General features: G+C 64.8%; 21 protein-coding genes. 11 read left to right on the top strand and 10 right to left on the bottom strand.

Annotated elements, in window-relative coordinates; translation table 11 throughout:
- Nucleotide 1 precedes the first annotated feature (1 nt).
- The 3 genes from smc to P9272_RS09600 form a co-directional block, all read right to left on the bottom strand.
- Nucleotides 2-3,463, bottom strand: coding sequence for a chromosome segregation protein SMC (gene smc, locus P9272_RS09610; protein ID WP_278160347.1), 3,462 nt, complete (start codon nt 3,461-3,463; stop codon nt 2-4).
- Between the two features lie 117 nt (nt 3,464-3,580).
- On the bottom strand, nt 3,581-4,327 hold the full coding sequence (locus tag P9272_RS09605; protein ID WP_278160346.1) for a DsbA family protein: 747 nt from the start codon (nt 4,325-4,327) through the stop codon (nt 3,581-3,583).
- Nucleotides 4,328-4,481: 154 nt separating this feature from the next.
- Nucleotides 4,482-4,991 (bottom strand): DUF721 domain-containing protein, encoded by a 510-nt coding sequence (locus P9272_RS09600; protein WP_128260260.1) that lies wholly within the window; start codon nt 4,989-4,991, stop codon nt 4,482-4,484.
- A 32-nt stretch (nt 4,992-5,023) separates the two neighbouring features.
- On the opposite strand from P9272_RS09600, the gene mutY reads away from it, so the two are divergent.
- A complete protein-coding gene (mutY, locus tag P9272_RS09595) occupies nt 5,024-6,145 on the top strand; it encodes an A/G-specific adenine glycosylase (protein WP_278160345.1) in 1,122 nt (373 codons plus the stop codon).
- A 10-nt stretch (nt 6,146-6,155) separates the two neighbouring features.
- A complete protein-coding gene (locus P9272_RS09590; RefSeq protein ID WP_128260262.1) occupies nt 6,156-6,767 on the top strand; it encodes an HAD family phosphatase in 612 nt (203 codons plus the stop codon).
- A gap of 36 nt (nt 6,768-6,803) precedes the next feature.
- Here P9272_RS09590 and P9272_RS09585 read toward each other — a convergent pair whose 3' ends face one another.
- Nucleotides 6,804-7,937 (bottom strand): site-specific DNA-methyltransferase, encoded by a 1,134-nt coding sequence (locus P9272_RS09585; RefSeq protein ID WP_278160344.1) that lies wholly within the window; start codon nt 7,935-7,937, stop codon nt 6,804-6,806.
- Nucleotides 7,938-8,110: 173 nt separating this feature from the next.
- On the opposite strand from P9272_RS09585, the gene P9272_RS09580 reads away from it, so the two are divergent.
- On the top strand, nt 8,111-8,800 hold the full coding sequence (locus P9272_RS09580) for an HAD family phosphatase (protein ID WP_278160343.1): 690 nt from the start codon (nt 8,111-8,113) through the stop codon (nt 8,798-8,800).
- A gap of 16 nt (nt 8,801-8,816) precedes the next feature.
- Here P9272_RS09580 and P9272_RS09575 read toward each other — a convergent pair whose 3' ends face one another.
- Nucleotides 8,817-9,278: a cupin domain-containing protein gene (locus tag P9272_RS09575; RefSeq protein ID WP_278160342.1), complete on the bottom strand. Its 462-nt coding sequence runs from the start codon at nt 9,276-9,278 to the stop codon at nt 8,817-8,819.
- Between the two features lie 108 nt (nt 9,279-9,386).
- Here P9272_RS09575 and P9272_RS09570 point away from each other — a divergent pair, with 108 nt between their 5' ends.
- Nucleotides 9,387-10,949, top strand: a complete 1,563-nt coding sequence (locus tag P9272_RS09570) for a winged helix-turn-helix domain-containing tetratricopeptide repeat protein (protein ID WP_278160341.1) — start codon at nt 9,387-9,389, stop codon at nt 10,947-10,949.
- Nucleotides 10,950-10,990: 41 nt separating this feature from the next.
- Here the strand turns inward: P9272_RS09570 and P9272_RS09565 are convergent, their stop codons facing one another.
- A complete protein-coding gene (locus P9272_RS09565) occupies nt 10,991-11,734 on the bottom strand; it encodes a hypothetical protein (RefSeq protein ID WP_278160340.1) in 744 nt (247 codons plus the stop codon).
- A gap of 128 nt (nt 11,735-11,862) precedes the next feature.
- On the opposite strand from P9272_RS09565, the gene thrC reads away from it, so the two are divergent.
- The 4 genes from thrC to P9272_RS09545 are packed head-to-tail and all read left to right on the top strand — an operon-like array spanning nt 11,863 to nt 18,071.
- On the top strand, nt 11,863-13,260 hold the full coding sequence (gene thrC / locus P9272_RS09560; protein WP_278160338.1) for a threonine synthase: 1,398 nt from the start codon (nt 11,863-11,865) through the stop codon (nt 13,258-13,260).
- Between the two features lie 14 nt (nt 13,261-13,274).
- A complete protein-coding gene (locus P9272_RS09555) occupies nt 13,275-14,567 on the top strand; it encodes a pitrilysin family protein (RefSeq protein ID WP_278160336.1) in 1,293 nt (430 codons plus the stop codon).
- A gap of 16 nt (nt 14,568-14,583) precedes the next feature.
- Complete coding sequence (locus tag P9272_RS09550; protein WP_278160335.1) at nt 14,584-15,180, top strand: GNAT family protein; 597 nt, start codon at nt 14,584-14,586, stop codon at nt 15,178-15,180.
- Nucleotides 15,181-15,182: 2 nt separating this feature from the next.
- Entirely contained in the window at nt 15,183-18,071 is a 2,889-nt protein-coding gene (locus P9272_RS09545) for an EAL domain-containing protein (RefSeq protein WP_278160334.1), read from the top strand.
- A gap of 224 nt (nt 18,072-18,295) precedes the next feature.
- On the opposite strand, the gene P9272_RS09540 is transcribed toward P9272_RS09545, so the two are convergent.
- Nucleotides 18,296-18,904, bottom strand: coding sequence for a YqgE/AlgH family protein (locus P9272_RS09540; RefSeq protein WP_278160333.1), 609 nt, complete (start codon nt 18,902-18,904; stop codon nt 18,296-18,298).
- 125 nt (nt 18,905-19,029) lie between these two features.
- On the opposite strand from P9272_RS09540, the gene P9272_RS09535 reads away from it, so the two are divergent.
- The 3 genes from P9272_RS09535 to P9272_RS09525 all read left to right on the top strand — a co-directional run bounded on the left by P9272_RS09535 (nt 19,030) and on the right by P9272_RS09525 (nt 21,001).
- Entirely contained in the window at nt 19,030-19,836 is an 807-nt protein-coding gene (locus P9272_RS09535) for a protein-disulfide reductase DsbD domain-containing protein (protein ID WP_347404045.1), read from the top strand.
- Nucleotides 19,837-19,920: 84 nt separating this feature from the next.
- Nucleotides 19,921-20,403, top strand: coding sequence for a peroxiredoxin (locus P9272_RS09530; protein WP_128260273.1), 483 nt, complete (start codon nt 19,921-19,923; stop codon nt 20,401-20,403).
- A gap of 121 nt (nt 20,404-20,524) precedes the next feature.
- Complete coding sequence (locus P9272_RS09525) at nt 20,525-21,001, top strand: DUF2938 domain-containing protein (protein ID WP_128260274.1); 477 nt, start codon at nt 20,525-20,527, stop codon at nt 20,999-21,001.
- A gap of 20 nt (nt 21,002-21,021) precedes the next feature.
- On the opposite strand, the gene rnhA is transcribed toward P9272_RS09525, so the two are convergent.
- Genes rnhA through ispH form a run of 3 tightly spaced genes read right to left on the bottom strand, consistent with a single transcriptional unit; the run spans nt 21,022 to nt 23,525 of the window.
- On the bottom strand, nt 21,022-21,555 hold the full coding sequence (gene rnhA, locus P9272_RS09520) for a ribonuclease HI (protein WP_278160331.1): 534 nt from the start codon (nt 21,553-21,555) through the stop codon (nt 21,022-21,024).
- Nucleotides 21,552-22,514: a homoserine kinase gene (locus tag P9272_RS09515; RefSeq protein WP_278160330.1), complete on the bottom strand. Its 963-nt coding sequence runs from the start codon at nt 22,512-22,514 to the stop codon at nt 21,552-21,554. Before P9272_RS09515 ends, rnhA begins: the two co-directional genes overlap by 4 nt.
- Before the next feature lie 6 nt (nt 22,515-22,520).
- On the bottom strand, nt 22,521-23,525 hold the full coding sequence (ispH, locus tag P9272_RS09510) for a 4-hydroxy-3-methylbut-2-enyl diphosphate reductase (protein ID WP_278160329.1): 1,005 nt from the start codon (nt 23,523-23,525) through the stop codon (nt 22,521-22,523).
- Nucleotides 23,526-23,610: the final 85 nt, after the last annotated feature.

Below are 23,610 nucleotides of genomic sequence, written 5' to 3'. Positions count from 1 at the left end.
ATCAGCTCGCCTCGCGCATCGCCTCGGCGGCCTGCAGGTCGACCGAGACCAGCTGGCTAACGCCCTGCTCGGCCATCGTGACGCCGAACAGTCGATCCATGCGGGCCATGGTGATCGGGTTGTGGGTGATGATGACGAAGCGGGTTTCCGTCGTCCTCGCCATCTCTTCCATCAGATTGCAGAAGCGTTCGACATTGTGGTCGTCGAGCGGGGCGTCGACCTCGTCCAGCACGCAGATCGGCGCCGGATTGGTGAGGAAGACGGCGAAGATCAGAGACATCGCCGTCAGCGCCTGCTCGCCGCCGGACAGCAGCGTCATGGTCTGCGGCTTCTTGCCGGGCGGGCGAGCGAGGATTTCAAGCCCCGCTTCCAGCGGGTCTTCCGACTCGATCAGTTGCAGCTCGGCCGTGCCGCCGCCGAACAGATGCGAAAACAGCCGCTGGAAATGGCCGTTGACCACCTCGAAGGCCGACAGAAGCCGCTCGCGACCCTCGCGGTTGAGGCTCTGGATCGCCTGGCGCAGTTTTCTGATCGCCTCGATGATGTCCTCTCGCTCGGAAACAATGGTCTCCAGCCGCTCCGACAATTCCTTCTGCTCTTCCTCGGCGCGCAGATTGACGGCGCCAAGCCGCTCGCGCTCGATTTTCAGCCGGTCGAGCTGGCGCTCGATCTCGGCCATGTCGGGCATCGGATCGTCGGCCTTGAGCCCGGTATGCTGGATGACGAGATGCGGTGGCGTGTTCAGCGCTTCCTGGATGCGCGCCTCGACCTCGGCGCGGCGTTCATCCGCCGCGGTGAGCCGCTCCTCGGCGCGCACGCGGGTCTCGCGCGCCTCGGCAAGCGACTGGATCGCGGCGGTGGCCGCCTTGTCGAGCTCGGCCTGCTTGTTTTCCGCCTCCTGCAGGCGGTCGCTCGCCGCCTGGCGCAGCGCCTCCGCTTCGGAAAGTTGGGTCAAAAGCGCCCGGCGCTTGGCGTCGATCTCGTCCGGCGCATCCGCCAGCCGCTCGCGCTCGGCTTCGGCCTCCGCCTTGCGCTCGCCGAGCGCGGCGATCTGCGTCGAGGCGTTTTCGGCGCGTTCGACCCAATTCCTGCGCTCGGCGCCGATGGCGTCCAGGCGGCGCATGCGCGCCTCGGCCTCGCGGCGCAGCCCCTCATGCACGGCGCGCGCATCGGCAAGCGTGGCGCGCTCGCGCGAGACATTGGCCGAAGCCTGCTCGAGCTGCAGTTGCAGGTCGCCGAGATCGGGCGCGTCCTTCAGCATTTCCTCGGCTTCGAGGAAGGCGGCCTGCGTCTCCTCATGGCTTTCGACGATGCGCGCGCGGGAGTCGTCCAAAGCGGCACGGCGGCTCATCAACTCGCCGCCAGCCTTCTCGGCCTCGGCCAGCGCGTTGCGGGCGGCATCCAGCGCATGCTGGGCGTCGCGGCCGGCTTGGCGCGCATTCCGCTCCGCCTCGCTGGCCTGGCGCATCGCCTGCTCGGCGCGCGCCAGCGCTTCCTCGGCCTCGCGCACGACGCGCGTCGCCTGCACGGCTTCCGCATCGAGCTCGGCCAGACGGTTTTTCTGCGCCAGCCTCAGCGCGGCGGCGGTCGGGGCGTCGGCGCTCGCCGTCAGGCCGTCCCAGCGCCACAGCGCGCCATCGCGGCTGACCAGCCGCTGGCCGGGCGCAAGCTGCGCCTGGAGGCGGCGGCCGTCCGCGGCATCAACGATACCGATCTGCGCGAGGCGGCGCGCAAGCTGCGCAGGCGCACGCACGACGCTGGCAAGGCTCTTCACGCCTTCGGGCAGCGCCGCATCTCCAGGCTGGATCGCGCTTTCGCCCCAATGCACCGGGGCGCTGCGGTCGAGCGGGACATCGAGGTCCTCGCCAAGGGCTGCGCCAAGCGCCGTCTCGTAGCCGCGCTCGACGCTGATCTGCTCCAGCACCGACGGGAAAAGATCGCCGCCGCTGGTGGCGTTGAGTATCTTCGCCAGCGTGCGCGCTTCAGTCTCGATGCGCGCCAGTTCCGCCCTGGCGTCCTGCAGCGGCGGACGTGCCGCGCTTTCGGCGGCGCGCGCCTCGGCGACGGCCTGCTCGGCGGCGATGGCGGCAGCCTCGCTCTCCTCCAGCCGGGCAAGCGCGTCCTCGACCAGAAGCCGCTTTTCGGTCGGATCAGGCAGGCCGGATATGCGCGCGACGATGTCGGAAAGCTCGCGATCGACCTCGGCGAGCTGGCGGGCGAAGCGGTCGCGGCGCTCGGCGGTCTCGCGCAGGCTGCGCTCGATCTGGTGGCGCGAGGCGGCCGCCTCGGCGCGTTCGGCGGTCAGCGCGGCAAGTCTTGCCTCGCTCTGCGACAGCGTAGCACCTGCCTGCTCGAACGTGGCGCGCGTGGTCGCCTCGCGCTCGGCGGCGCCGGCATTGTCCGAGTTGAGCTCCGCTTCCTCGGCGCGCAGCCGCTCGAGGATATCGGCATTGTCGCGCACCATCCGCTCCTCGCGGGCGATGTCGGCGTCGAGCTGCTGCAGGCGGCGTTCGAGCTCGGTCTGGCGCGCGCGGATGCGGCCGGCCTCTTCCTCAATCTGGGTCTTGGCGATCGACAGGCGCTGGAAGGCCGCCGCCGCGGCGGCTTCGGCGTCGCGCAAATCCGGCAGCCGGTGCGCGGCGATGCCCTGCTCCCTGGCCGCCGCCATCTGGGCGGCGGCGCGGCCGCCGACCAGCGTGGTGGCGACGGCAAGCGCAGAGCGCGCTTCGCCTTCCTGGGTCTTGGCCAGCGTCCAGCGCAGGTGCAGAAGCGTCGCTTCCGCCTTGCGGATGTCGGCCGACAGGTTCTTGAAGCGCGAAGCCTGGCGCGCCTGGCGCTTCAGGCTTTCGATCTGGCCTTCCAGCTCGCCGACGACGTCGTCCAGACGCTCGAGGTTCTGCTCGGCGGCCTTCAGCCGAAGCTCCGCCTCGTGCCGGCGCGTGTGCAGGCCGGAAATGCCGGCCGCCTCTTCGAGCAGCGCGCGGCGGGCCTGCGGCTTTGCCTGGATCAGTTCGCCGATACGCCCCTGGCCGACCATGGAGGGCGACCGGGCGCCGGTCGACTGGTCTGCGAACAGAAGCTGCACATCCTTGGCGCGGGCTTCCTTGCCGTTGATGCGGTAGAGCGAGCCGGCCTCGCGCTCGATGCGACGCGACACCTGCAATTCGTCGGCATCGTTGAAGGCGGCCGGCGCGGTGCGGTCGGTGTTGTCGAGGAAAAGCGTGACTTCGGCGGTGTTGCGGGCCGGTCGCGCGCCGGAACCAGAAAAGATCACGTCGTCCATGCCGGAGGCGCGCATGTTCTTGTAGGAGCTTTCGCCCATCACCCAGCGCAAGGCTTCGACGAGGTTCGACTTGCCGCAGCCGTTCGGCCCGACAATGCCGGTCAGCCCGCGTTCGATGACGAACTCGCCAGGCTCGACGAAGGATTTGAAACCGAGGAGGCGAAGGCGCGAAAATTTCATTCGCGCCGCCCCTTAAGGGGGTTCCGCAAAAGTGTTCCGCGGTTTTGCGACAAGAACCCGCGGCAAGACAAAAATCCGCGCGCGCCGAAGCCTGACCGCTTCGGTGCAGCCTGGATGTCAGAGCAGAGGGTCGATGATGGCCGACATTTCCTCAATCGACATCGCCCCTTTGTAGGTCTTTCCGTTGATGAAGAAGGTCGGCGTCGAGTCGACCTTGAACTCGTCCGCTCCGCGTTTCTGGACTGCTCTCACATCGTCCAGAAGTTTCTGGTCCGTCAAGCAGGACTCAAAGGACTCCTGTGTAAAACCGGCGAGCTTCGAGATCTGCAGCAGCGCTTCCTTGGTGTTGTTGACGCCGACCCAGCTCGGCTGCTGCTTGAACAGCACGTCGACCATGGCGAAGTAGTTGTCCTTGGAGCAGCGCGCCAGCATGAAGCCGGCCTCGGCGCTCGGGTCGAAGGGGAATTCGCGCAGGATGTAACGGACCTTGCCGGTGTCGATATACTTGGTCTTCAGTTCGGGAAAGGTGGTCATGGCGAAATGCGCGCAATGCGGGCAGGTCATCGAGGCGTATTCGACGATGGTGACCTTGGCGTCGTCCTTGCCGAGCTGCTTGTCGGGCAGCGCGCCGGGCTTGAGCAGTTCCGTCATGTCGACAGTGCCTTGCGCCTCTGGCACCTGGACCGCCGCCGGCGTGGCGGCGGGCTTGGCAGGCGTCGACGGGTTGGCAGGCTTCACGTCGGCGGCCTTCGCCTCCTCGCCGGAGTCGCTGCATGCGGCGAGCAACGCCACCGCAGGAACAGCGGCCAGCGCGGTCAGAAGGTTTCTGCGGGACAAGCTATTGCCAAACGGGGCACGGTTCATGCGAATCACCTGATATCGGTTGGATTTTGCAATGCAAGGGCTAGAAAAGGCGAGAGTTGGCGCGAATTAAGGCATCGCGATCCCCAATCCAATCGCGAAACTTGATCCTGAGCATCACGAATGCGCGAGATTGGTGACGCATTCAGGACGCTTCTTACGACCCTTTGGGCTTCCTTTCACCTATAATTGTGGCGCCGAGCCGCTCGAGGGAGGCGCGCAGGCCGTCGTCCTCTATCTTGCCGACCAGATGCGCGAGCTTCAATTTCTCGGGCTCGGTCAAGGCTCGCGGCGCCGGCTTCGGCCGCGCCTTTTGCGAAAGCACCGGTTTTTGCAGGATCTTGATGCGGCCGATGGCGTTGAAACCCAGGAAAGCGTTGACGCGGTTGATAACCTCGCCGGCCTCATGCTGCAGATGCAGCGCCGCCATGCCTTCGCAGGCGATGATCAGCGTCGCCGGCTCGAACGGGTCGTCCTCGTGCAGGCGGCGCGGCCACTGGATTTTTTCGGGCCGCGAATGCGTGGCCAGGCGCGGCCCGGCGATTTCCTCCCAGGATTGCACCAGCCCGATTGAGATGCCGGCGCGCTTCTTCAGCACCGGATCGAGGATCTCGGTCGCGAGATCGCTCACCGGAACGGGATTGCCGAAGGCCCTTTTCCCTGCCATGTGCGTTCTCCAGTTCCCAGCTCATCCGATCAATGGCACCCCTCGACCAGACCCGCAAGGCATCACAGAAGGCCGCGTCCGAAGACACGGGCATCGCGTCTCGCCTGCTCGCCTGGTACGACGCGCATCATCGCGACTTGCCCTGGCGCGTCACGCCCGGCGCGTTCGCGCGTGGGATCAGGCCCGATCCCTATCGTGTCTGGATGTCCGAGGTGATGCTGCAGCAGACCACGGTCGAGGCGGTGAAAGCCTATTTCCGCAATTTTGTTGAGAAATGGCCGACGGTCGAGGCGCTGGCGGCGGCGCCTGCCGACGACGTTATGAAGGCCTGGGCCGGGCTCGGCTACTATTCCAGGGCGCGCAACCTGAAGGCCTGCGCCGACCTTGTCACACTGAAAGGCGGCCGCTTTCCTGACACCGAGGCGGCCCTGCGCGTATTGCCGGGCATCGGCGCCTATACCGCGGCGGCGATCGCGGCGATCGCCTTCGACCGGCCGGCGGCGGTCGTCGACGGCAATGTCGAGCGGGTCGTGACCCGTCTCTATTCGATCGAAACGCCGCTCAGCGAAGCCAAGCCGGAAATCCGCGCGGTGGTTGAGAAGCTTGTGCCGCAAAGGCGGCCGGGCGATTTTGCCCAGGCGATGATGGATTTCGGCGCGACGATCTGCACGCCGAAACGGCCGCGCTGCTTGCTTTGCCCAGTCCACGAGCATTGCAGCGCCATTCTCACGGGCGATCCAGAGCGTTTTCCGGTCCGCCTGCCCAAGGACGACAAGCCACTGCGCAGGGGTGCGGCCTTCGTCGCCGAGCGCGTTGACGGCGCCGTCCTGCTGCGCAAGCGGCCGGAGAAAGGCTTGCTCGGCGGCATGACAGAAGTGCCGACCACGGGCTGGACGGCGCGGGTCGACGGCGCCACGACGGCCGACGCCGCGCCCTTTCCCGCCGATTGGCGGCGCGCCGGACAGATCGGGCACGTCTTCACCCATTTCGCGCTCGAACTCGAAATCTTCCATGCCAGAGTCATAGGCGATGCGCCGTCGGGACATTTCTGGTCGCTGGCCCATGAAATTTCCGGGGAAGCGCTGCCCACCGTCATGAAAAAGGTAATCGAGGCGGCCATACCAGGCGCGACTAAGAGACGGAACTCGCATTGAAAGGCATGCAATGACCGAAATACGCCATATCGTGTTCGACATCGGCAAGGTGCTGGTTCATTACGATCCGGACATCCCGTTCAGCCGCCTGATCCCGGATGCCGGGGAGCGGAAATGGTTCTTCGACAATGTCTGCACCAGCGCCTGGAATCTCGAGCAGGATCGCGGCCGGACCTGGGAAGAAGCCGAAGCGCTGCTGATCGCCGAGCATCCCGGCCATGCCGAGAACATCCGCAATTTCCGCCGCTACTGGCACGAGATGGCGCCGCACGCCTATGAAGACAGCGTCGCGCTTCTGGAGAACCTGATCGATGACGGCCGCGACGTGACGCTGCTCACCAATTGGGCGTCGGACACTTTCCGCGAGGCGCGCGCCCGTTTTCCGTTCCTGGAGAAGCCGCGCGGCGTCACCGTCTCCGGTGACATCGGCTTGATCAAGCCGGACCGCGCCATCTACGACCACCACGTCGCGTCCTTCGGGCTCGATCCCGCGGCATCGCTGTTCATCGACGACAGCCAGAAGAATGTCGACGGCGCCAAGGCGGCCGGCTGGCGGGCGGTGCTATTCACCGACGCCCCGACGCTTAAAGCGGACCTTGAACGGCTGGGGATTGTGGCCTGAACTGAATCGCTTGCAGCGATCCGTTCAAGTGTTGATTCAGCCCCCTGCCCGCTCCATGCCGAGGCGGGCGATGCGGCGCAGTTCGTCGATCGGAGTCAGACCGCCGCTGCGCTCATAATGCCAGAAGGTCCAGCCGTTGCAGGCGTCGAGCCCCTGGACCTCGGCGCCGATCTTGTGGATGGAGCCGGCGCTGTCGCCGATCGCCAGCGTGCCGTCGGCGCGCACCTTTGCCGCCCAGCGCTTCTTGGCGTCGTAGAGGGTGGCGCCGGGCGCCATAAGGCCGGTGTCGATCAGGCTGACGAAGGCCACGCGCGGTTCGGCGCGCTTGCCGGAAAGCACGGTGAGGTCGGCGCTTTCCAACGGGCGCACCGCGGCGATGCGCTCATTGGCGGCGTCGATATAGGCCTGCTCGCGCTCGATGCCCACGAAATGGCGGCCGAGGCGCTTGGCGACGGCGCCCGTGGTGCCCGAGCCGAAGAAGGGATCGAGCACGACGTCGCCCGGCTTGGTCGAGGCCATCATGATGCGGGCCAGCAGCGCCTCAGGCTTCTGCGTCGGATGCAGCTTGTTGCCGTTCTCGTCCCTCAGGCGCTCGCCCCCGGTGCAGATCGGGAACAGCCAGTCGGAGCGCATCTGTAGATCGTCGTTCGACGCCTTCAGCGCTTCGTAGTTGAAGGTGTAGCCCTTGGCCTTCTGGTCGCGCGAGGCCCAGATCATCGTCTCATGCGCGTTCTGGAAGCGGCGGCCGCGGAAATTCGGCATCGGGTTGGTCTTGCGCCAGACGATGTCGTTGAGGATCCAGAAGCCGAGATCCTGCATGCGGGCGCCGACGCGGAAGATGTTGTGGTAGGAGCCGATGACCCAGATGGTGCCGCTGGGCTTCAGCACACGGCGCGCCGCGAGCAGCCAGGCGCGGGTGAAGGCGTCATAAGCCTCGAAGCTCTCGAACCGGTCCCAGTCATCGTCAACGGCGTCGACCTTGGACTGGTCGGGCCGGTGCAGGTCGCCGTCCAGCTGCAGATTGTAGGGCGGATCGGCGAAGATGATGTCGACCGACTTTTCCGGCAGCCGGTCGAGGGCGGCGACGCAATCGCCCTTCAGGATCGTGTCCAGCCATTCGGACTTAAGAGGGGCGTGGGAAAGCTCGTCGAGAAGACGCACGGCAGACATCAAAACACCCAAACAAACGCGTTACGGTTTACTGGCTGTTATGGTTACCGATCAGCGTAAACATTCGGTGAAGGACTGCCGCGTGGCCGCCGAAGTTTGCGCGAACCGGCCCGTTGGTGTATGCCGCGCCGCTTGAGCCAGTCAGGCCCCCTCCCCAACGTCTTCGGATTGCCATGCCCCAGCCAGATCTTGTCATCTTCGATTGCGACGGCGTGCTCGTCGATTCCGAAATCATCGCCGCGCGCGTCGAGGCCGAGCTTCTGACATCGGCCGGATTCGAGATCTCGGCGGATGAGATTTCCGAGACCTATGCGGGACTGACCTTCAAGGACATCATGCTGCGGCTCGAGGAGAAGTCGCACATTCCGTTCCAGGCCTCGCTGATCGACCGCGCCGAGGAACTGGTCGACCGGAAGCTGCGCAGCGACGTGCGCATCATCGACGGCGCCCGCGAGGCGGTCGCGGCCGTCACCGCGCCGCGCGCCGTCTGCTCCAACTCGCGCACGGAGCGGGTCGAATTCATGCTGGAGAAGGTGCGGCTGCTGCCGTTCTTCGCCGGCCGGATCTTTTCGGGGCTGGACATTCCCAGCAAGAAGACCAAGCCCGCGCCGGACGTGTTCCTCTACGCCGCGGAGAAGCTCGGCGCCAACCCGAAGAACACTTTCGTCATCGAGGATTCCGTGCACGGCATCGCCGGCGCCAGGACGGCCGGCATGCGCGTCATCGGCTTCACCGGCGCGGGGCATAGCTATCCGGGCCATGCCGACGCACTGACCGAGGCCGGCGCCGAGACGGTGATCCGGCGCTGGGCGGAGCTCAACAGCACGATCGCGGCGCTGTCGCAGTGGTCGGAAGACGCCTAGAAGCCTGAGAAACTGCTTACGCGCGCGTGGTCAGAGTCGAGAGTTGGTCTGTGTCGTAGCGGTTCCGCAGGTCGGCCAGCGCCTTCGGATCCGGCGCTCCATGCGCCGCCAGTTCGGCCAGTTCTTCGAAATAATGCTCGTGGCCAGGCGGAGAGACGGTCATCAGCACGCGTGCAGGCTTCTCACTGACATTGATGATGTTGTGTGGCACCCCCGGCGGGATGAACAGGAAGGTTCCCGGCGTTGCACGGATCGTCCTGTCACCGACATGCCACTCACACTCGCCTTCGAGCAGGTAGAAGGTCTCCTCCTGCACCCGGTGAACATGCCGTCCCGTGGCGAACTCCGGCGGGATCGTCCAATCGAACATGCTCGTATGCCTGGTATTTTCGTCGGTGACGAGGAAAGCCATGGGGTGGCCACGCAATATGACACCCTTCTTCTGGTCGGGCATGCGGATGACGGCATCAGCGCTCATATGATCCTCCTCTGACAGGCGCTTGTTTCTGGCAAGCGTTCACGCAACATCGGCCGCTCACGCGGGAAAGTCGTGAATTGGTTGCCAAAAATTTGCTAAAAGACTCCAATGACAGTCAGGCGCGAGGTCTACCGCTTTGGGTCTTTTCACCTCGATCCGGAGGTGGGCATTCTCTTTTGCGGAGATGAGCCGACTATGCTTGGGCAGCGCGCCGTCGCGCTGCTGCGACTGCTGATCCAGAACGCTGGCCAACCCGTGTCCAAGGACGCGCTGATCGACGCCGGCTGGGGGGGATCGGCGGTTGCCGACAACAATCTGACGGTTCAGATCGCAGCCTTGCGCCGGACATTGGCCGATGCGGCGAATGTCGCGGACTGGATCGAAACATTGCCGCGCCGCGGCTACCGCTATGTCGGACCCGCCGTCGCCACCAACGATCCCGAAACCGCGGCCGCCACCGGCGCCACGTCGGGACCGAGCTTGCCTGAAAAGCCGTCCGTCGCCGTCTTGCCGTTCTCGAATTTGAGCGGCGACCCCCAACAGGAATATTTTGCCGATGGGATGGTGGACGACATCATCACGGGCCTGGCGCGGATCAAATGGCTATTCGTCATCGCGCGAAACTCGACGCTCTCCTACAAGGGTCGCGCCGTCGACGTGAAGCAGGTCGGCCGCGAGCTTGGGGTTCGCTATGTGCTCGAAGGCAGTGTGCGCAAGGCCGGCCATAGTGTGCGGGTTACAGCGCAGATGATCGATGCTTCGACCGGCGCCCATGTCTGGGCCGAGCGCTATGACCGCAGCTCCGACGACATCTTCGCGCTCCAAGACGAGATCGCGCTGGCAGCAGTGGGCGCGATTGCGCCAAGCGTGCGGAAGGCCGAGATCGAACGTGTCAGACGCAAACGCCCCGATAGCCTCGACGCATACGATCTCGTGCTGCAGGCTCAGCCTGATGTCGATTCAGGCATGCCGGAGCAAGTGACCAGAGCGCTCGTCCTTCTCGAGCGTGCGATCGCGCTCGAACCTACCTATGCGCTGGCGCATGGCAATGCCGCGATGTGCCATCACTGCCTGTTCCTTCGCGCCGGCCTGCAGGAGATCAACCGCGCGTCCTCGATCCGCCACGCGCGGTCGGCCATCGTCCACGGACAGGACGATGCTCTTGCCCTGACATGGGCGGGTTTTTCCATCGGAATGGATGCACATGATCGTGCCGGTGCGTTCGCGGCATTGGAAGCCGCCCTCGCCATCAGCCCGTCCTCGGCGCTGACTTACATCCTTGGCAGCGTCGTTCTCGGATGGAGCGGCGAAGCGGAGCGAGCGATAGAATGGAGCAAGCAGGGCTTGCGACTGAGCCCATTCGATTCGTGGGCCTGGGCCGCATTTGACGCACAGGCGATGAGCCATTTGTTGTGCGGCCGTTACGAAGAGGCTTGTCGTGCTGCCTACAAGTCCGTCCAAGCCAATCCGGCACATAGCATCACCTATGTGCAATTGGCGGCCGCGCTGGCCAGGCTTGGCCGCTTGGACGAAGCGAAGGCGGCCGCCGCTCGCGTGATCGAGCTTCAGCCGGCCTTCCGCTACAGCCGGCAGTTTGCCGGCGTTAATTGCGCGCCCGCGCTCGCGGAGGCTCTTGGCTCCGCGCTGCGGGCAGCCGGGTTGCCGGAGTAGCCACCCACCAGGCTACGACCGGGCGTCGATGAATGCAGACATTAGTTCGTCGCCGGAGCGCGCTTCTTCCGCTTGCCTTTCGTCTTGTTCGCCGAGGCGGCGGGCGTGTTCTCGTCAAAGCCCGCATAGGCCTGGTAATCTTTTGCGGAAGGCTCCGGCACAACGACATTGGCGTCGGTGAAGACGAATTGGGTTGCGGCAGTCGGATCGGTGACCTGCACCTGGTACTGGTGGAGCTGCGAATAAAGCACCTCGTCGCCGTGCTGGACGGCGATGCGGATCGGCATGGTGACGGTTCCGGGAGCGAACATCGGACCCGGCACGACCTTGCCCGCGACGGCGATCTTCATCGACAGCTGGCCGTTGGCATGGGTGCAGTCGCGCGTCATGTCCGAAATCGAGGCCTGGTAGATGATCTTGGACGGATCGTGAGCGGGATCGACCGGCTGACCGTTGGGTCCGGTCTGGGCCGCAGCGGCGGCGGCCGCCTCGGCTTCGGCGGCGGGATCGAGCTTCTTTTTCTTGGGCTTCGCCGCCGCGCCCTTGGCATAGGTGTTGAAATAGGCGGTGCCGTCGCGCAGCGTCACTTTCGGGCAATAGGCACGCAACTGGCTGGCGAGTATCTTGGGATCCTGCGGCGGTGGCGGCGCGGTCGGATCGCTCTTCTTGCCGAAACCGAGGTTCAGAATACCATTGTCGCTCGATTGGCAGCCGGCGGCGGCGAGCATAAAGCCGGTGAGCGCCAGACCCGCGACAAGACGACGGTTGACCGAATAAAACGCCATGAAACTGCACTTCCCTCTCACAAAGCCGGTGACGTATAGCAACCGCGCGGCAAAAATGCGACTGAGCCGGCTCGGAAAATTAACCAATTGCCGTGGATGACGTGAACGGCAGCAATGGGCCTTTTACGATGCAGTATGTGAGTACCCGCGGCGACGCGCCCGCGCTTGGATTTTCAGACGCGGTGCTGGCCGGCCTGGCGCGCGACGGCGGGCTTTACGTGCCGCGCGAATGGCCGAGGTTTTCCGCCGCCGACATCCGCGCCATGCGCGGGTTCGCCTATCCGGACCTTGCCATCCGCGTGCTGACGCCCTTCCTCGGCGGCGAGATCGCGGCGCCGGTCTTCGAGCGGCTGGTGCGCGAGGCCTATGCGACGTTCCGGCATGAGGCCGTCTGCCCGCTGGTGCAGACCGGGAAGAACACCTTCATCCTCGAGCTGTTCCACGGCCCGACGCTGGCCTTCAAGGACGTGGCGATGCAGTTGCTGGCGCGGCTGATGGATCACGTGCTTTCCGAGCGCGGCCAGCGCGCCACCATCGTCGGCGCGACCTCGGGCGACACCGGGGGTGCCGCGATCGACGCCTTCGCCGGCCGCGACCGCACCGACATCTTCATCCTTTTCCCGCATGGCAAGGTCTCGCCGGTGCAGCAGCGGCAGATGACGACGTCGAGCGCAGCGAACGTCCACGCGCTGTCGGTCGAAGGCAATTTCGACGACTGCCAGGGCCTGGTGAAGGACATGTTCAACGACCACGCCTTTCGCGACCGCGTGTCGCTTTCGGGCGTCAATTCGATCAACTGGGCCCGCATCATGGCCCAGATCGTCTATTATTTCTCGTCCGCGCTGTCGCTTGGCGCGCCGGACCGACCGGTCTCCTTCACCGTGCCGACCGGCAATTTCGGGGACATCTTCGCCGGTTATGCCGCCAAGCGCATGGGCCTGCCGATCGAGCGGCTTATCATCGCCACCAACGACAACGACATCCTGGCGCGCACATTGGCGAGCGGCGAATACCGCACGAAGGGCGTGTTCGCCACGACCTCGCCGTCGATGGATATCCAGGTGTCGTCGAATTTCGAACGTCTTCTGTTTGAGGCTGCGGGCCGCGATGCCGAAACGGTGCGGCGCTACATGAGCGGGCTGAAGCAGTCCGGCGCCTTCACCATCGAGGAAGGCGAGCTCCAGCGCATCCGCGCCGAGTTCGACGCCGGCCGCGCCACCGTGGACGAGGTCGCAGCCACCATCCGCGCGACGCTCGAGAAAAGCAACTACCTACTCGACCCGCACACGGCCGCCGCCGTTCATGTCGCAGCCGCCCATGCCTCGGGCCCCGTGCCCATGGTGGTGCTCGGCACCGCGCACCCCGCGAAATTCCCGGCAGCGGTCGAGGCGGCGAGCGGCGTCACCCCTGCCCTGCCCGCATGGCTAGGCGGCTTGATGACAGCCGACGAAAAATACACGATACTTCCCTCCGACATAAAAATGGTGGAAGATTACGTGAACCGCCACTCGCGGGCGGCGCGTTAGGGAGTACTTGCCATATGGGTGTTGAGGTAAGCCGTCTGTCGAACGGCCTGACAGTCGCCACCGAAACCCTTCCAAGCATCGAATCGGTTGCCCTAGGGGCCTGGGTCAAGTCAGGCGCCCGCAACGAGCGCGACGAAGAGCATGGCATGGCCCATCTGCTCGAGCACATGGCGTTCAAGGGCACCAAGCGGCGCAGCGCCTTCGAGATCGCCTCGGAAATCGAGAATGTCGGCGGCGAGATCAACGCCGCCACCAGCGTCGAGACGACCTCTTACTATGCCAGGGTGCTTTCCGACGACGTGCCGCTGGCAGTCGATATCCTGGCCGACATTCTGCAGGAATCCGAATTCGATCCGGAAGAGCTGGAGCGCGAGCAGCATGTGATCCTGCAGGAGATCGGCGCCGCGCACGACACGCCCGACGATATCGTCTTCGACCGCTTCACCGAAACCGCCTTCCGGCATCAGACCATCGGCCGCTCGATCCTGGGCACGCCGGAGACGGTCAAGTCCTTCACTTCCGGACAGTTGCACGACTTCATCGAGCGGCAATACGACGCCGAGCGTATGGTCCTCGTGGCGGCAGGCGATATTAAGCACGACAATTTCGTGCGCGAGGTCGAGAAGCGGCTCGGCGGCTTCCGCGCCAAGGCGGCGGGCAATATCCCGCAATACGCGCAATATGTCGGCGGCGACTTTCGCGAGGACCGCGACCTGATGGATGCGCAAATCGTGCTCGGCTTCGAGGGACGCGCCTATCATGTGCGCGACTTCTACGCTTCGCAGGTGCTGTCGATGATCCTGGGCGGCGGTATGTCGTCGAGGCTGTTCCAGGAAGTGCGCGAGAAGCGCGGGCTCTGCTACTCGGTCTATGCCTTCCACTGGGGCTTTTCCGACACCGGCATCTTCGGCGTGCACGCCGCGACCGGGCAGAGCGACATCGCCAAGCTGGTGCCGGTGATCATCGACGAGTTGCAAAAGGCCGGCGAAACCATCCAGCAGGATGAGCTCGACCGGGCGCGCGCGCAATATCGCGCCGGCCTGATCATGTCGGCCGAAAGCCCGGCCAGCCGCGCCTCTCAGATCGCCAGGCAGTTGCTCCTGTTCGGTCGGCCGATCGCCAAGGAGGAATTGATGGAGCGGCTTTCGGCGCTGACCGTCGAGCGGCTGACCGATCTCTCCTCGCGGCTGTTCTCGACCAAGCCTACGCTCACCGCGGTCGGCCCCGTGGGCACGCTTGCGCCTTACGAGGCCATCCTCGAATCGCTTGCGGGCCCGCAGACGACGGCCCGCCGGCTCGCCGTCTAGACTCCGTTCCAGAGCCGTGTTCGCGCTCCCTTTCTTTCGCCGTGACCTGCCGGCATTGAAGGGCGAAAAGGTCACGCTGCGCGTGCCGCTGACCAATGACTACCGCGAATGGTCGACCTTGCGCGGCGAAAGCCGCGCCTTCCTGGAGCCCTGGGAGCCACGCTGGCAGCCGGACGAGCTCGACCGCACCGCCTGGCGCATGCGCATCAGCCGCTACCGCGAGGATTACGCGCAGGGCACGGCCATCGCCTTCTTCATCTTCGAGAAATCGAGCGGCAAGCTTGCCGGCGGCATCACGCTTGGCAACATCCGCCACGGCGTCGCGCAGAGCGGACATATCGGCTACTGGATCGGCGAACGCTTCGGCAGCCGCGGCCTGATGACCGAGGCGGTCAAGCTGGTGTCGCGCTTTGCCTTCGATACGCTGAGGTTGCACCGGATCGAGGCTGCCTGTATTCCCGAAAACGCCCGGTCGATCCGCGTGCTTGAAAAAGCCGGATTCCGGCGCGAAGGACTTCTCCGATCCTATCTCAGGATCAACGGCATCTGGCAGGATCACTACCTCTACGCCCGGATCGCGGACGATCCGCCGGGTGATGGAACGAAGGGCTGAATGTGACGAATTTTTCGCGATTAGCGTCGCTGTTCGCCCTTATCTTGGCGGTCGTCGTCACGTTTTTTGCGGTCATGCCGGCTTTCGCCGTCGAGCCCATCAAGATCGCGCGCGACGACAAGGCGCTCAACCTTTCGGAAGCCGTCCAGATCTACCGGAACCAGGGCGAGAACTTTCAGGTCTCGACCGCGCCGGGCCCCGACGGCATCGTGCGGCGCATCGAGGTGGAGGCCAATGACGCGCGATCGAGCGGCGACTGGGCCGTCTTCGCGCTCGCCAACACCACCGACCAGCAGCTCGACCGGCTGATCGTCGCGCCGCATTTCCGCCTGGTGAACTCCGGCATCTTCTGGCCCGACCTCGGCTCGACGCGCATCGCCGCGATCACGCCCAGCGAAGGCTTCGCGCTCGACCGCCAGACAAGCCCCGACGCCGACGTGTTCCGCGTGACGCTGAACCCCGGAACAGTGGTGACTTTCATCGCCGAGCTCGCCTCGCCGAAGCTGCCGCAGGTCTATCTCTGGGACCCGGATTCCTACAAAGACTCAGTAAATTCCTACACGCTGTTCCGCGGCATCGTCATCGGCATCTCTGGCCTTCTGGCGCTGTTCCTGACGATCCTGTTCGTGGTCAAGGGAACCTCGATGTTTCCGGCGACGGCGGCGCTCGCCTGGGCGGTGCTGGCCTATATCTGCGTCGACTTCGGCTTCCTCAACAAGATCATCGCGATATCGCCCGGGAACGAGCAGATCTGGCGGGCAGGCACCGAGGTGGCGCTCGCCGGAACCTTCGTGGTGTTCCTGTTCGCTTATCTCAACCTCAACCGATGGCATGGGCATTTCAGCTATGGTGCCCTAGTCTGGATCCTCGGGCTGCTGCTGATCGCGGGCGTGGCCATCGTCGATCCGGCAGTCGCCGCCGGCATTGCCCGCATCTCTTTCGCCGCCACCGCGCTCACCGGGCTCGGCCTGATCATCTTCCTCGGCATCCGCGGCTATGACCGCGCGATCATGCTGGTGCCGAGTTGGGTGATGGTGCTGCTCTGGCTGTGCGGGTCGTGGATGGCGATCACCGGCATGCTCGACAACGACATCGCCCAGCCGGCGCTGGGCGGCGGGCTGATCCTGATCATCCTGCTCATCGGCTTCACTGTCATGCAGCATGCCTTTGCCGGCGGCGGGGCGCATCAGGGCCTGTTCTCCGACCTCGAGCGCCAGGCGTTGGCGGTGGCCGGCTCGGGCGACATCGTCTGGGACTGGGACGTGCTGCGAGACCGCGTGGTGACCAAGCCGGACATCAGCCTCCAGCTCGGCTTGCCGCCCAACAGCCTTGGGGGTGCCGCCCGCAACTGGCTGCCGGTGCTGCATGCCGACGACCGCGACACGTTCCGCACCACGCTCGACGTGGTGCTGGAGCACCGCCGCGGCAAGGTGGCGCAGAATTTCCGGCTGCGCGGCGTCGACGGCCACTACCACTGGTTCTCGCTGCGCGCCCGCCCGGTCATCGGCTCCGACGGCGAGGTGATCCGCTGCGTCGGCACCATGGTCGACGTCACCGAGCAGAAGAAATCCGAGGAAAGGCTGCTGCACGACGCCGTGCATGACAACCTGACCGGCCTGCCGAACCGCGAATTGTTCATGAACCGGCTGGAGGCGATCATCTCGATCGCCCGCACCGAGGACAAGGTGCGCCCGACGGTCTTCATCATCGACATCGACCGCTTCAAGCAGGTCAATGACGGTCTGGGCATTTCCGCCGGCGACACGATTCTGCTCACCGTCGCGCGCCGGCTGCACCGGCTCTTGAAGCCGAAGGATTCGCTGTCGCGCTTTGCCGGCGACCAGTTCGCGCTGATGCTGCTTTCGGAGCAGGACCCTGCCCGCATCGCGGCCATGGCCGACGCCATCAAGCACGCGATCAACAATCCGATCACCTTCGCCAAGCGCGAGATCGTGCTCACCGCCTCGATCGGACTGATCACCTGGACGACGGCGCAGACCTCCGCCGAGGACATGGTCAAGGACGCCGAGCTTGCCATGCACCAGGCCAAGCGCTTCGGCGGCGACAGGATCGAGCCGTTCCGGCCTGCCTTCCGCACGGTCGGCACCGACCGGCTGCAGTTCGAATCCGACCTTCGCCGCGCCATCGAGCGGCGCGAGTTCACGCTTGCCTATCAGCCGATCGTGCGGCTGGAAGACGGCAGCGTCGCCGGCTTCGAGGCGCTGCTGCGCTGGGACCACCCGCGCCGCGGCATGATTCCGCCGGGAGACTTCATCCCGGTGGCCGAGAATTGCGGACTGATCGTGCAGCTTGGCCTGTTCGCCATGCAGCAGGCGGCCGAGGACCTCGCGGGCTGGCAGAAGCAGATCGGCGACGCGCCGCTGTCGGTTTCGGTCAACCTGTCGAGCCGCCAGCTCATCCGCCGCGACCTTGTCAGCGACGTGCGATCCGTCATCGCTCGGGCCAATCTGAAGCCGCGCTGCTTCCGGCTCGAACTTACCGAATCCCTGGTGATGGACAACCCGGAACAGACCGCGCATGTGCTGACCAAGCTGAAACAGCTAGGCATCGGGCTGTCGCTCGACGATTTCGGCACCGGCTATTCCTCGCTCTCCTACCTGACGCGCTTCCCCTTCGACACGATCAAGATCGACAAGAGTTTTGTTGACGACGCCACACCGAAGCGCGCCGTGCTGCTCAAATCCATGGTCAACATGGCCCATGAGCTCGGGCTATCGGTCGTGGCCGAAGGCATTTCGGATGAAAGCGACGCGCTGGAGCTGCGCCAGATGGGCTGCGAATATGTCCAGAGCTTCATGTTCGGCGCGCCGATGCCCGGCGACCAGGTGCTGAAGACGTTGAGGGAGCAGTATCCGCTGACCCAGGCTTAGAGGCCCATCGCTTCGGCGATTAGGGCGGAGCAAGGAGCACAGCGACGCGGCGCAGACCCTCGGATCCATGCCGTGACGCTAACGCGTTGAAACCGGTGCAGAATCTGCGCCGCCGCACCTACGGTCGATCTACCGGAATGGATCCTAGGGTCTTCGCGATGGAGCTACGCTCCTGCTTTGCCCCAGGATGACGAAGTCGCAGGCGTTCGCGCTAGTCGCGAGCATCAAGCGTGGCCGGCAGCAGCGCTCAGGTGGGCCAGGTCGATGCCGATCGACGCCAGGATGCGGTCGTATTTGCGCTCGATGTCGGCGTCGAACAGAAGTTCCTGCGTCGCCGGACAGGTGAGCCAGCCATTCTCGGCGATCTCAGTTTCGAGCTGGCCGGCGCCCCAGCCGGAATAGCCGAGAGCCATCAGCGCATGGCGGGGGCCGCGCCCCGTGGAGATGGCGCGCAGAATGTCGACGGTAGCGGTCAGACAGATGTCGTCGGAGACGTTGAGCGAGGATTCCACACGATAGTCGCCGGAATGCAGCACGAAGCCGCGGCTGCGGTCCACCGGCCCTCCATTGCGCACGACGAAATCGCGCGTATGCGCCGGCAGTCGGATCGCTTCCTGCTCGTTCATGATGCCGAGTTGCACCAGAAGATCCGGGAACAACATCTGCTGCGTCTGGTTGATGATGAGCCCCATCGCGCCCTCGTCGCTGTGGGCGCAGATGTAGATGACGGAGCGCGCGAAACGGTCGTCCTTCATGCCAGGCATGGCAATCAGGAACTGGTCGTCAAGGAAACCGCGTCCCGCGGCCGCCCTCTTGTGGCGCAACAAATCCATGAGTTGAGCGTAACGCGTTTCGGCAGCGCCGAAAAGATGGTGTCAGTCCCCGATGTAACGCAAATATGATACCGGGAGAGCGAGGAGGCCATTGCGCGGCCAAGAACGGACGGTCAAATCACCGCATGCGATACATGAAGATACTGGTTCTCGGCGTCGTTTTCGGATGGGCTACGGGCCTCCCGGCCGAGGCCTCTTCCTCGATCTGGTACAACTCGGAGGGCGGCAAGGTCCGGCTGGTGACCACCGGCAAGCCCGACGAGGCCGGCAAGATCCGCGGCGTGCTCGACATCGCGCTGAAGCCCGGCTGGAAGACTTATTGGCGCGATCCGGGCGATGCCGGCGTGCCGCCGCAGCTCGACATATCCGGCAGCACCAACGTCGCCGACGCGCAATTGTCGTTCCCGCCGCCGCAGCGCCACGACGACGGCTACGGCAAATGGGCCGGCTATGACCGTCCCGTGTCGCTGCCGGTGACCTTCACAGTTTCTTCGCCCGATCAGCCGACGACCATCGACGCCCATGTCTTCCTCGGTATCTGCGAGACGATCTGCATTCCGGTGCAGACCCGGCTCAGCGTCGATCCCGCGTCCGATCCGGACAACGCGACCGATGCCGCGCTGGTGAAAACCGCGCTTGCGACGCTGCCTTCCCCGGCCCGGCCCGATTTCGGCATCAGCGTGCTGCCCGGCGACCACGAGACCCTTGTCGTCCAGGCGCAGTCCCCGGGGGATCCGGAATCCGTCGACTTCTTCATCGCCGGCGAGCGTGACTACATGTTCGGCGCGCCGGTGCGCAGCCAGAAGGACGGCAAGCTCGTCTTTACCGTGCCGATCCTCGACCGGCCGTCAGCGACGCCGAGCGATGGCGGGCTGTATTACACGCTGACCAGCGCGGAGGGTTCGGTCGACGGGTTGCTGCCTTACCCTTGATCCAGCATTAGCGCAACGGTTGCGGGAAGCTGTCCGGTCCGATATCGAAGGCATCGATCTCCCCATCTCGCAAGCGAGGAACCCATGACCATTTCGGTTGGCGAAAAACTGCCCGCATCGAACTTCAAGGTGATGACCGCCGACGGCGCCAAGCCGATCACCGGCGACGAGATCTTCGCCGGCAAGAAGGTGGTGCTGTTCGGCGTCCCCGGCGCTTTCACGCCGACCTGCAGCAACAACCACCTGCCCGGCTATCTCGAGAACCATGACGCGATCCTGTCGCGCGGCGTCGACACCATCGCGGTGGTTTCGGTCAACGACGTCCACGTCATGGGCGCCTGGGCGCACTTCACCGGGGGCGAAGGCAAGATCCTCTACCTCGCCGACGGCAGCGGCGACTTCGCCAAATCGGTCGGGCTCGACAACGATCTTTCCGCGGCCGGAATGGGTCTGCGCTCGAAGCGCTTCTCGATGATCGTCGACGACGGCAAGGTCACCGCACTCAATGTCGAAACCAAGCCGGGCGTCGACGAGAGCGGTGCCGCCAAGATTCTCGAGCAGCTCTAGATCAGGATGACTTTTCGTTGACCCGCCATCGTGATCTTTCTTTTTGTTGGAGCAAGATCTTGTCCGAAAACCGGTTCCTACTTTTTGCGTTCGCTGACCTCCGGTTCGGGATCATGCTCTGATGCTCGACACCATTTGGCGCGCGGTGGCGATCGGCATCGGCGCCACGGTGTTCATGGATATCTGGGCGATCATCCTCAACAAGGCTATCGGCCAGCCCTTGCCCAACTGGGGCATGGTCGGACGCTGGGTCCGGCATCTGCCGGAGAAGGTTTTCCACGACGATATCGGCAAGGCCGCGCCCTACGCACATGAAAAAGCGCTAGGCTGGGCTTTCCACTACCTCGTCGGCATCCTTTACGGCGTGATCCTGGTCGTGCTCGCCGGCGCGGGCTGGCTGGCGACGCCGACCTTCCTGCCGGCCTTCATCCTCGGCATCGTCACTGTCGGGGCCGGCTGGTTCCTGCTGGCGCCCGGCATGGGCGCCGGTTGGGCGGCATCCAAGCTGCCCAAACCGATGAAGGTGCGCGCGCTCAACCTCGTGGCGCACACGGTGTTCGCGCTCGGCATGTTCTCGACGGCGCTGCTGATCCGGTGAAGCGGGAAGCCGTCGGTCTCTCAATAACTTTGGGTCGAACGTCTGGGCGCAGGCTTCCTTGCCGGAGCGCCTTCCTGCGTTGACGCTGCCGCAACCGGCGCAGGCCGTGCCAGGTTCGGCTTGAACGGCGCCATGCCTTGCCGGGCCAGTTCGTCGGCGCGTTCGTTCTCCGGGTGGCCGGCATGGCCCTTCACCCAATACCAAGTCACCTTGTGGCGCCTGTTGGCCTCGTCGAGCGCCTGCCAGAGCTCGCCATTCTTGACCGGCTTCCTGTCTCCCGTCTTCCAGCCGTTCTTCTTCCAGCCATGGATCCATTTGGAGATGCCGTCCATGACGTATTTGCTGTCGGTGTAGAGGTCGACCGAGCAAGGCTCCTTCAGCGCGTTGAGCGCCGTGATGGCGGCAAGCAGCTCCATGCGGTTGTTGGTGGTCTCCGCCTCGCCGCCCGACAGTTCCTTGGTGACGCCGTTGTAGCGCAGCACTGCGCCCCAGCCGCCCGGCCCGGGATTGCCCGAGCAGGCGCCGTCGGTGAAGATCTCGATTTTCTTGTTCATGTCAGCCCGTATTCGGATGGCGACCCGATCGCGCGGTGGAAGCGCATGCGGCGGATATATTCGGTCGGGTCGCGCTTGATCACCAGCCCGCTATCCGGAATGGTCAGCCAGTCGTAGAGGCGGGTCAGCATGAAGCGTAGCGCCGAGCCCCGCGCCAGGATCGGCATAGCCGCCTTCTCGTCGTTTCCGAGCGGCCGCACCGACTGGTAGCCCGAGAGCAGCGCCGTCCCCTTGGTCAGGTTGAAGGAAAAATCCTTCTCGAAGCACCAGGCGTTGAGGCAGGTGGCGACGTCGTAGGCGTAGAGGTCGTCGCAAGCGAAATAGAAGTCGATCAGGCCGGACAGTTTCTCGCCGAGGAAGAAGACGTTGTCCGGAAACAGATCGGCGTGGATGATGCCCTGCGGCAGGCCGGTCGGCCAGTGGCGTTCGAAATCGGCGAAATCGGCATCGACCTCGGCCGCCAACCCCGGCTCGATCTCGTCGGCGCGGTCGCGCGAGGCCGCCCAGAGCTTGCGCCAGCCATCGATCGCCAGCGCGTTCGGCCTTCTCATCTGAAAATCCTGGCCGGCGATATGGAGGCTGGCGAGCGCCTTGCCCACTTCCGCGCAATGCGCTGCGGTCGGCCGCCTCAGCGACAGGCCTTCGAGGAAGGTGATGATGACGGCCGGACGGCCGGCGAGCGTGCCGATGACGGTTCCGTCATGCGCCGTAACCGGCAGCGGGCAGGAAATGCCCTTCCTGGCGAGATGGCCCATCAGGCCGAGAAAGAAGGGCAGGTCGGCCTTGTCGACGCGCTTCTCGTAGAGCGTCAGGATGTAGGAGCCGGTCGAGGCGTGGACCAGGAAATTGGAATTCTCGGTGCCCTCGGCTATGCCCTTGTAGGAGAGCAATTCCCCCACCGGGTAGGCTTTGAGGAATGCGGTCAACTCGCCTTCATTCACGTCGGTGTAGACGGCCATCCTTATTCACGCCGCTCCATTGACGAAGGCCATGTCGGCCGCCGTCAGTTCGACATCGCGCAAAACCCGCATCACCGGAAAATCCTCCGTTTCCGTGGCCGTGATGGCCAGATCGATGGTGACGTCGAAACGCTGTCGGAAGGCGTCAATGATCTCATCGACGATGATCTCCGGCGCCGAGGCGCCGGCCGACAGGCCAAGCGTCCTGATCCCGGCGATCTCATCCCACGGAATCTCGGCGGCGCGCTGCACGAGAAGCGACATCGCCGCGCCCGCGCGCTCCGCCACTTCGACAAGGCGACGCGAGTTGGACGAATTGGGCGCTCCGACGATGAGGAAAAGATCGGCGCCGGCGGCCGTCTCCTTCACCGCTTCCTGGCGGTTGGTGGTGGCGTAGCAGATCGATTCGGCCGCAGCCGCGTGCAGCTCGGGAAACCGCTCCTGGAGCGCCCGGATGATGCCCGCGGTGTCCTCGACCGACAATGTCGTCTGGGTGACGAAGCCCAGCGCCGAGGCGTCGGCGGGCACGAAGCGCGCCGCGTCGGCCTCTGTCTCGATGAGCGTCACAGCGCCTTCCGGCAATTGGCCCATCGTGCCGATCACCTCCGGGTGCCCGGCGTGTCCGATCAGAAGCACATGGCGGCCGAGCCGCTGGTGGCGCATCGCCTGCTTGTGCACCTTGGAGACGAGCGGGCAGGTGGCGTCGAGGTAGAAGAGATTGCGCGCCTCGGCATCCGCCGGCACCGACTTCGGCACGCCATGCGCCGAAAAGACCACGGGCGACTGGCGATGCTCCAGCGGAATCTCGGAGAGTTCCTCGATAAAGACGGCGCCCAGGCTCTGCAGCCCTTCGACGACGTAGCGGTTGTGCACGATCTCGTGGCGGACATAGACCGGCGCGCCGTATTTCTTCAGCGCCAGCACGACGATCTGGATAGCGCGGTCGACACCGGCGCAGAAGCCGCGAGGCTGGCAGAGCCTGATCGTCAGCGGTGGCTTTTTCTCAGTCATCAAAACGGGCCGGTTCAGTCGGAAACTATCTCTTTGTTTTTGACGCAATTCCGGACGCAAAACCGCTCACACTTTCCTGGAATTG

It is taken from the genome of Mesorhizobium sp. WSM4976, assembly GCF_029625685.1.
In the GTDB taxonomy this organism is placed as follows: domain Bacteria; phylum Pseudomonadota; class Alphaproteobacteria; order Rhizobiales; family Rhizobiaceae; genus Mesorhizobium.
The sequence above is the reverse complement of the archived record's forward strand: the minus strand, read 5'-3'. Positions and strand labels throughout refer to the sequence as shown.

What these genes read in the sequence shown, in the direction of transcription:
- P9272_RS09565 (WP_278160340.1), bottom strand. Translation starts at nt 11,734, where the DNA reads ATGGCGTTTTATTCGGTCAACCGTCGTCTTGTCGCGGGTCTGGCGCTC.
- P9272_RS09585 (WP_278160344.1), bottom strand. Translation starts at nt 7,937, where the DNA reads ATGTCTGCCGTGCGTCTTCTCGACGAGCTTTCCCACGCCCCTCTTAAG.
- P9272_RS09555 (WP_278160336.1), top strand. Translation starts at nt 13,275, where the DNA reads ATGGGTGTTGAGGTAAGCCGTCTGTCGAACGGCCTGACAGTCGCCACC.
- thrC (WP_278160338.1), top strand. Translation starts at nt 11,863, where the DNA reads ATGCAGTATGTGAGTACCCGCGGCGACGCGCCCGCGCTTGGATTTTCA.
- P9272_RS09570 (WP_278160341.1), top strand. Translation starts at nt 9,387, where the DNA reads ATGACAGTCAGGCGCGAGGTCTACCGCTTTGGGTCTTTTCACCTCGAT.
- P9272_RS09540 (WP_278160333.1), bottom strand. Translation starts at nt 18,904, where the DNA reads ATGGATTTGTTGCGCCACAAGAGGGCGGCCGCGGGACGCGGTTTCCTT.
- smc (WP_278160347.1), bottom strand. Translation starts at nt 3,463, where the DNA reads ATGAAATTTTCGCGCCTTCGCCTCCTCGGTTTCAAATCCTTCGTCGAG.
- P9272_RS09590 (WP_128260262.1), top strand. Translation starts at nt 6,156, where the DNA reads ATGACCGAAATACGCCATATCGTGTTCGACATCGGCAAGGTGCTGGTT.
- P9272_RS09535 (WP_347404045.1), top strand. Translation starts at nt 19,030, where the DNA reads ATGCGATACATGAAGATACTGGTTCTCGGCGTCGTTTTCGGATGGGCT.
- P9272_RS09600 (WP_128260260.1), bottom strand. Translation starts at nt 4,991, where the DNA reads ATGGCAGGGAAAAGGGCCTTCGGCAATCCCGTTCCGGTGAGCGATCTC.
- ispH (WP_278160329.1), bottom strand. Translation starts at nt 23,525, where the DNA reads ATGACTGAGAAAAAGCCACCGCTGACGATCAGGCTCTGCCAGCCTCGC.
- P9272_RS09580 (WP_278160343.1), top strand. Translation starts at nt 8,111, where the DNA reads ATGCCCCAGCCAGATCTTGTCATCTTCGATTGCGACGGCGTGCTCGTC.
- mutY (WP_278160345.1), top strand. Translation starts at nt 5,024, where the DNA reads ATGGCACCCCTCGACCAGACCCGCAAGGCATCACAGAAGGCCGCGTCC.
- P9272_RS09575 (WP_278160342.1), bottom strand. Translation starts at nt 9,278, where the DNA reads ATGAGCGCTGATGCCGTCATCCGCATGCCCGACCAGAAGAAGGGTGTC.
- P9272_RS09530 (WP_128260273.1), top strand. Translation starts at nt 19,921, where the DNA reads ATGACCATTTCGGTTGGCGAAAAACTGCCCGCATCGAACTTCAAGGTG.
- P9272_RS09525 (WP_128260274.1), top strand. Translation starts at nt 20,525, where the DNA reads ATGCTCGACACCATTTGGCGCGCGGTGGCGATCGGCATCGGCGCCACG.
- P9272_RS09515 (WP_278160330.1), bottom strand. Translation starts at nt 22,514, where the DNA reads ATGGCCGTCTACACCGACGTGAATGAAGGCGAGTTGACCGCATTCCTC.
- P9272_RS09605 (WP_278160346.1), bottom strand. Translation starts at nt 4,327, where the DNA reads ATGAACCGTGCCCCGTTTGGCAATAGCTTGTCCCGCAGAAACCTTCTG.
- rnhA (WP_278160331.1), bottom strand. Translation starts at nt 21,555, where the DNA reads ATGAACAAGAAAATCGAGATCTTCACCGACGGCGCCTGCTCGGGCAAT.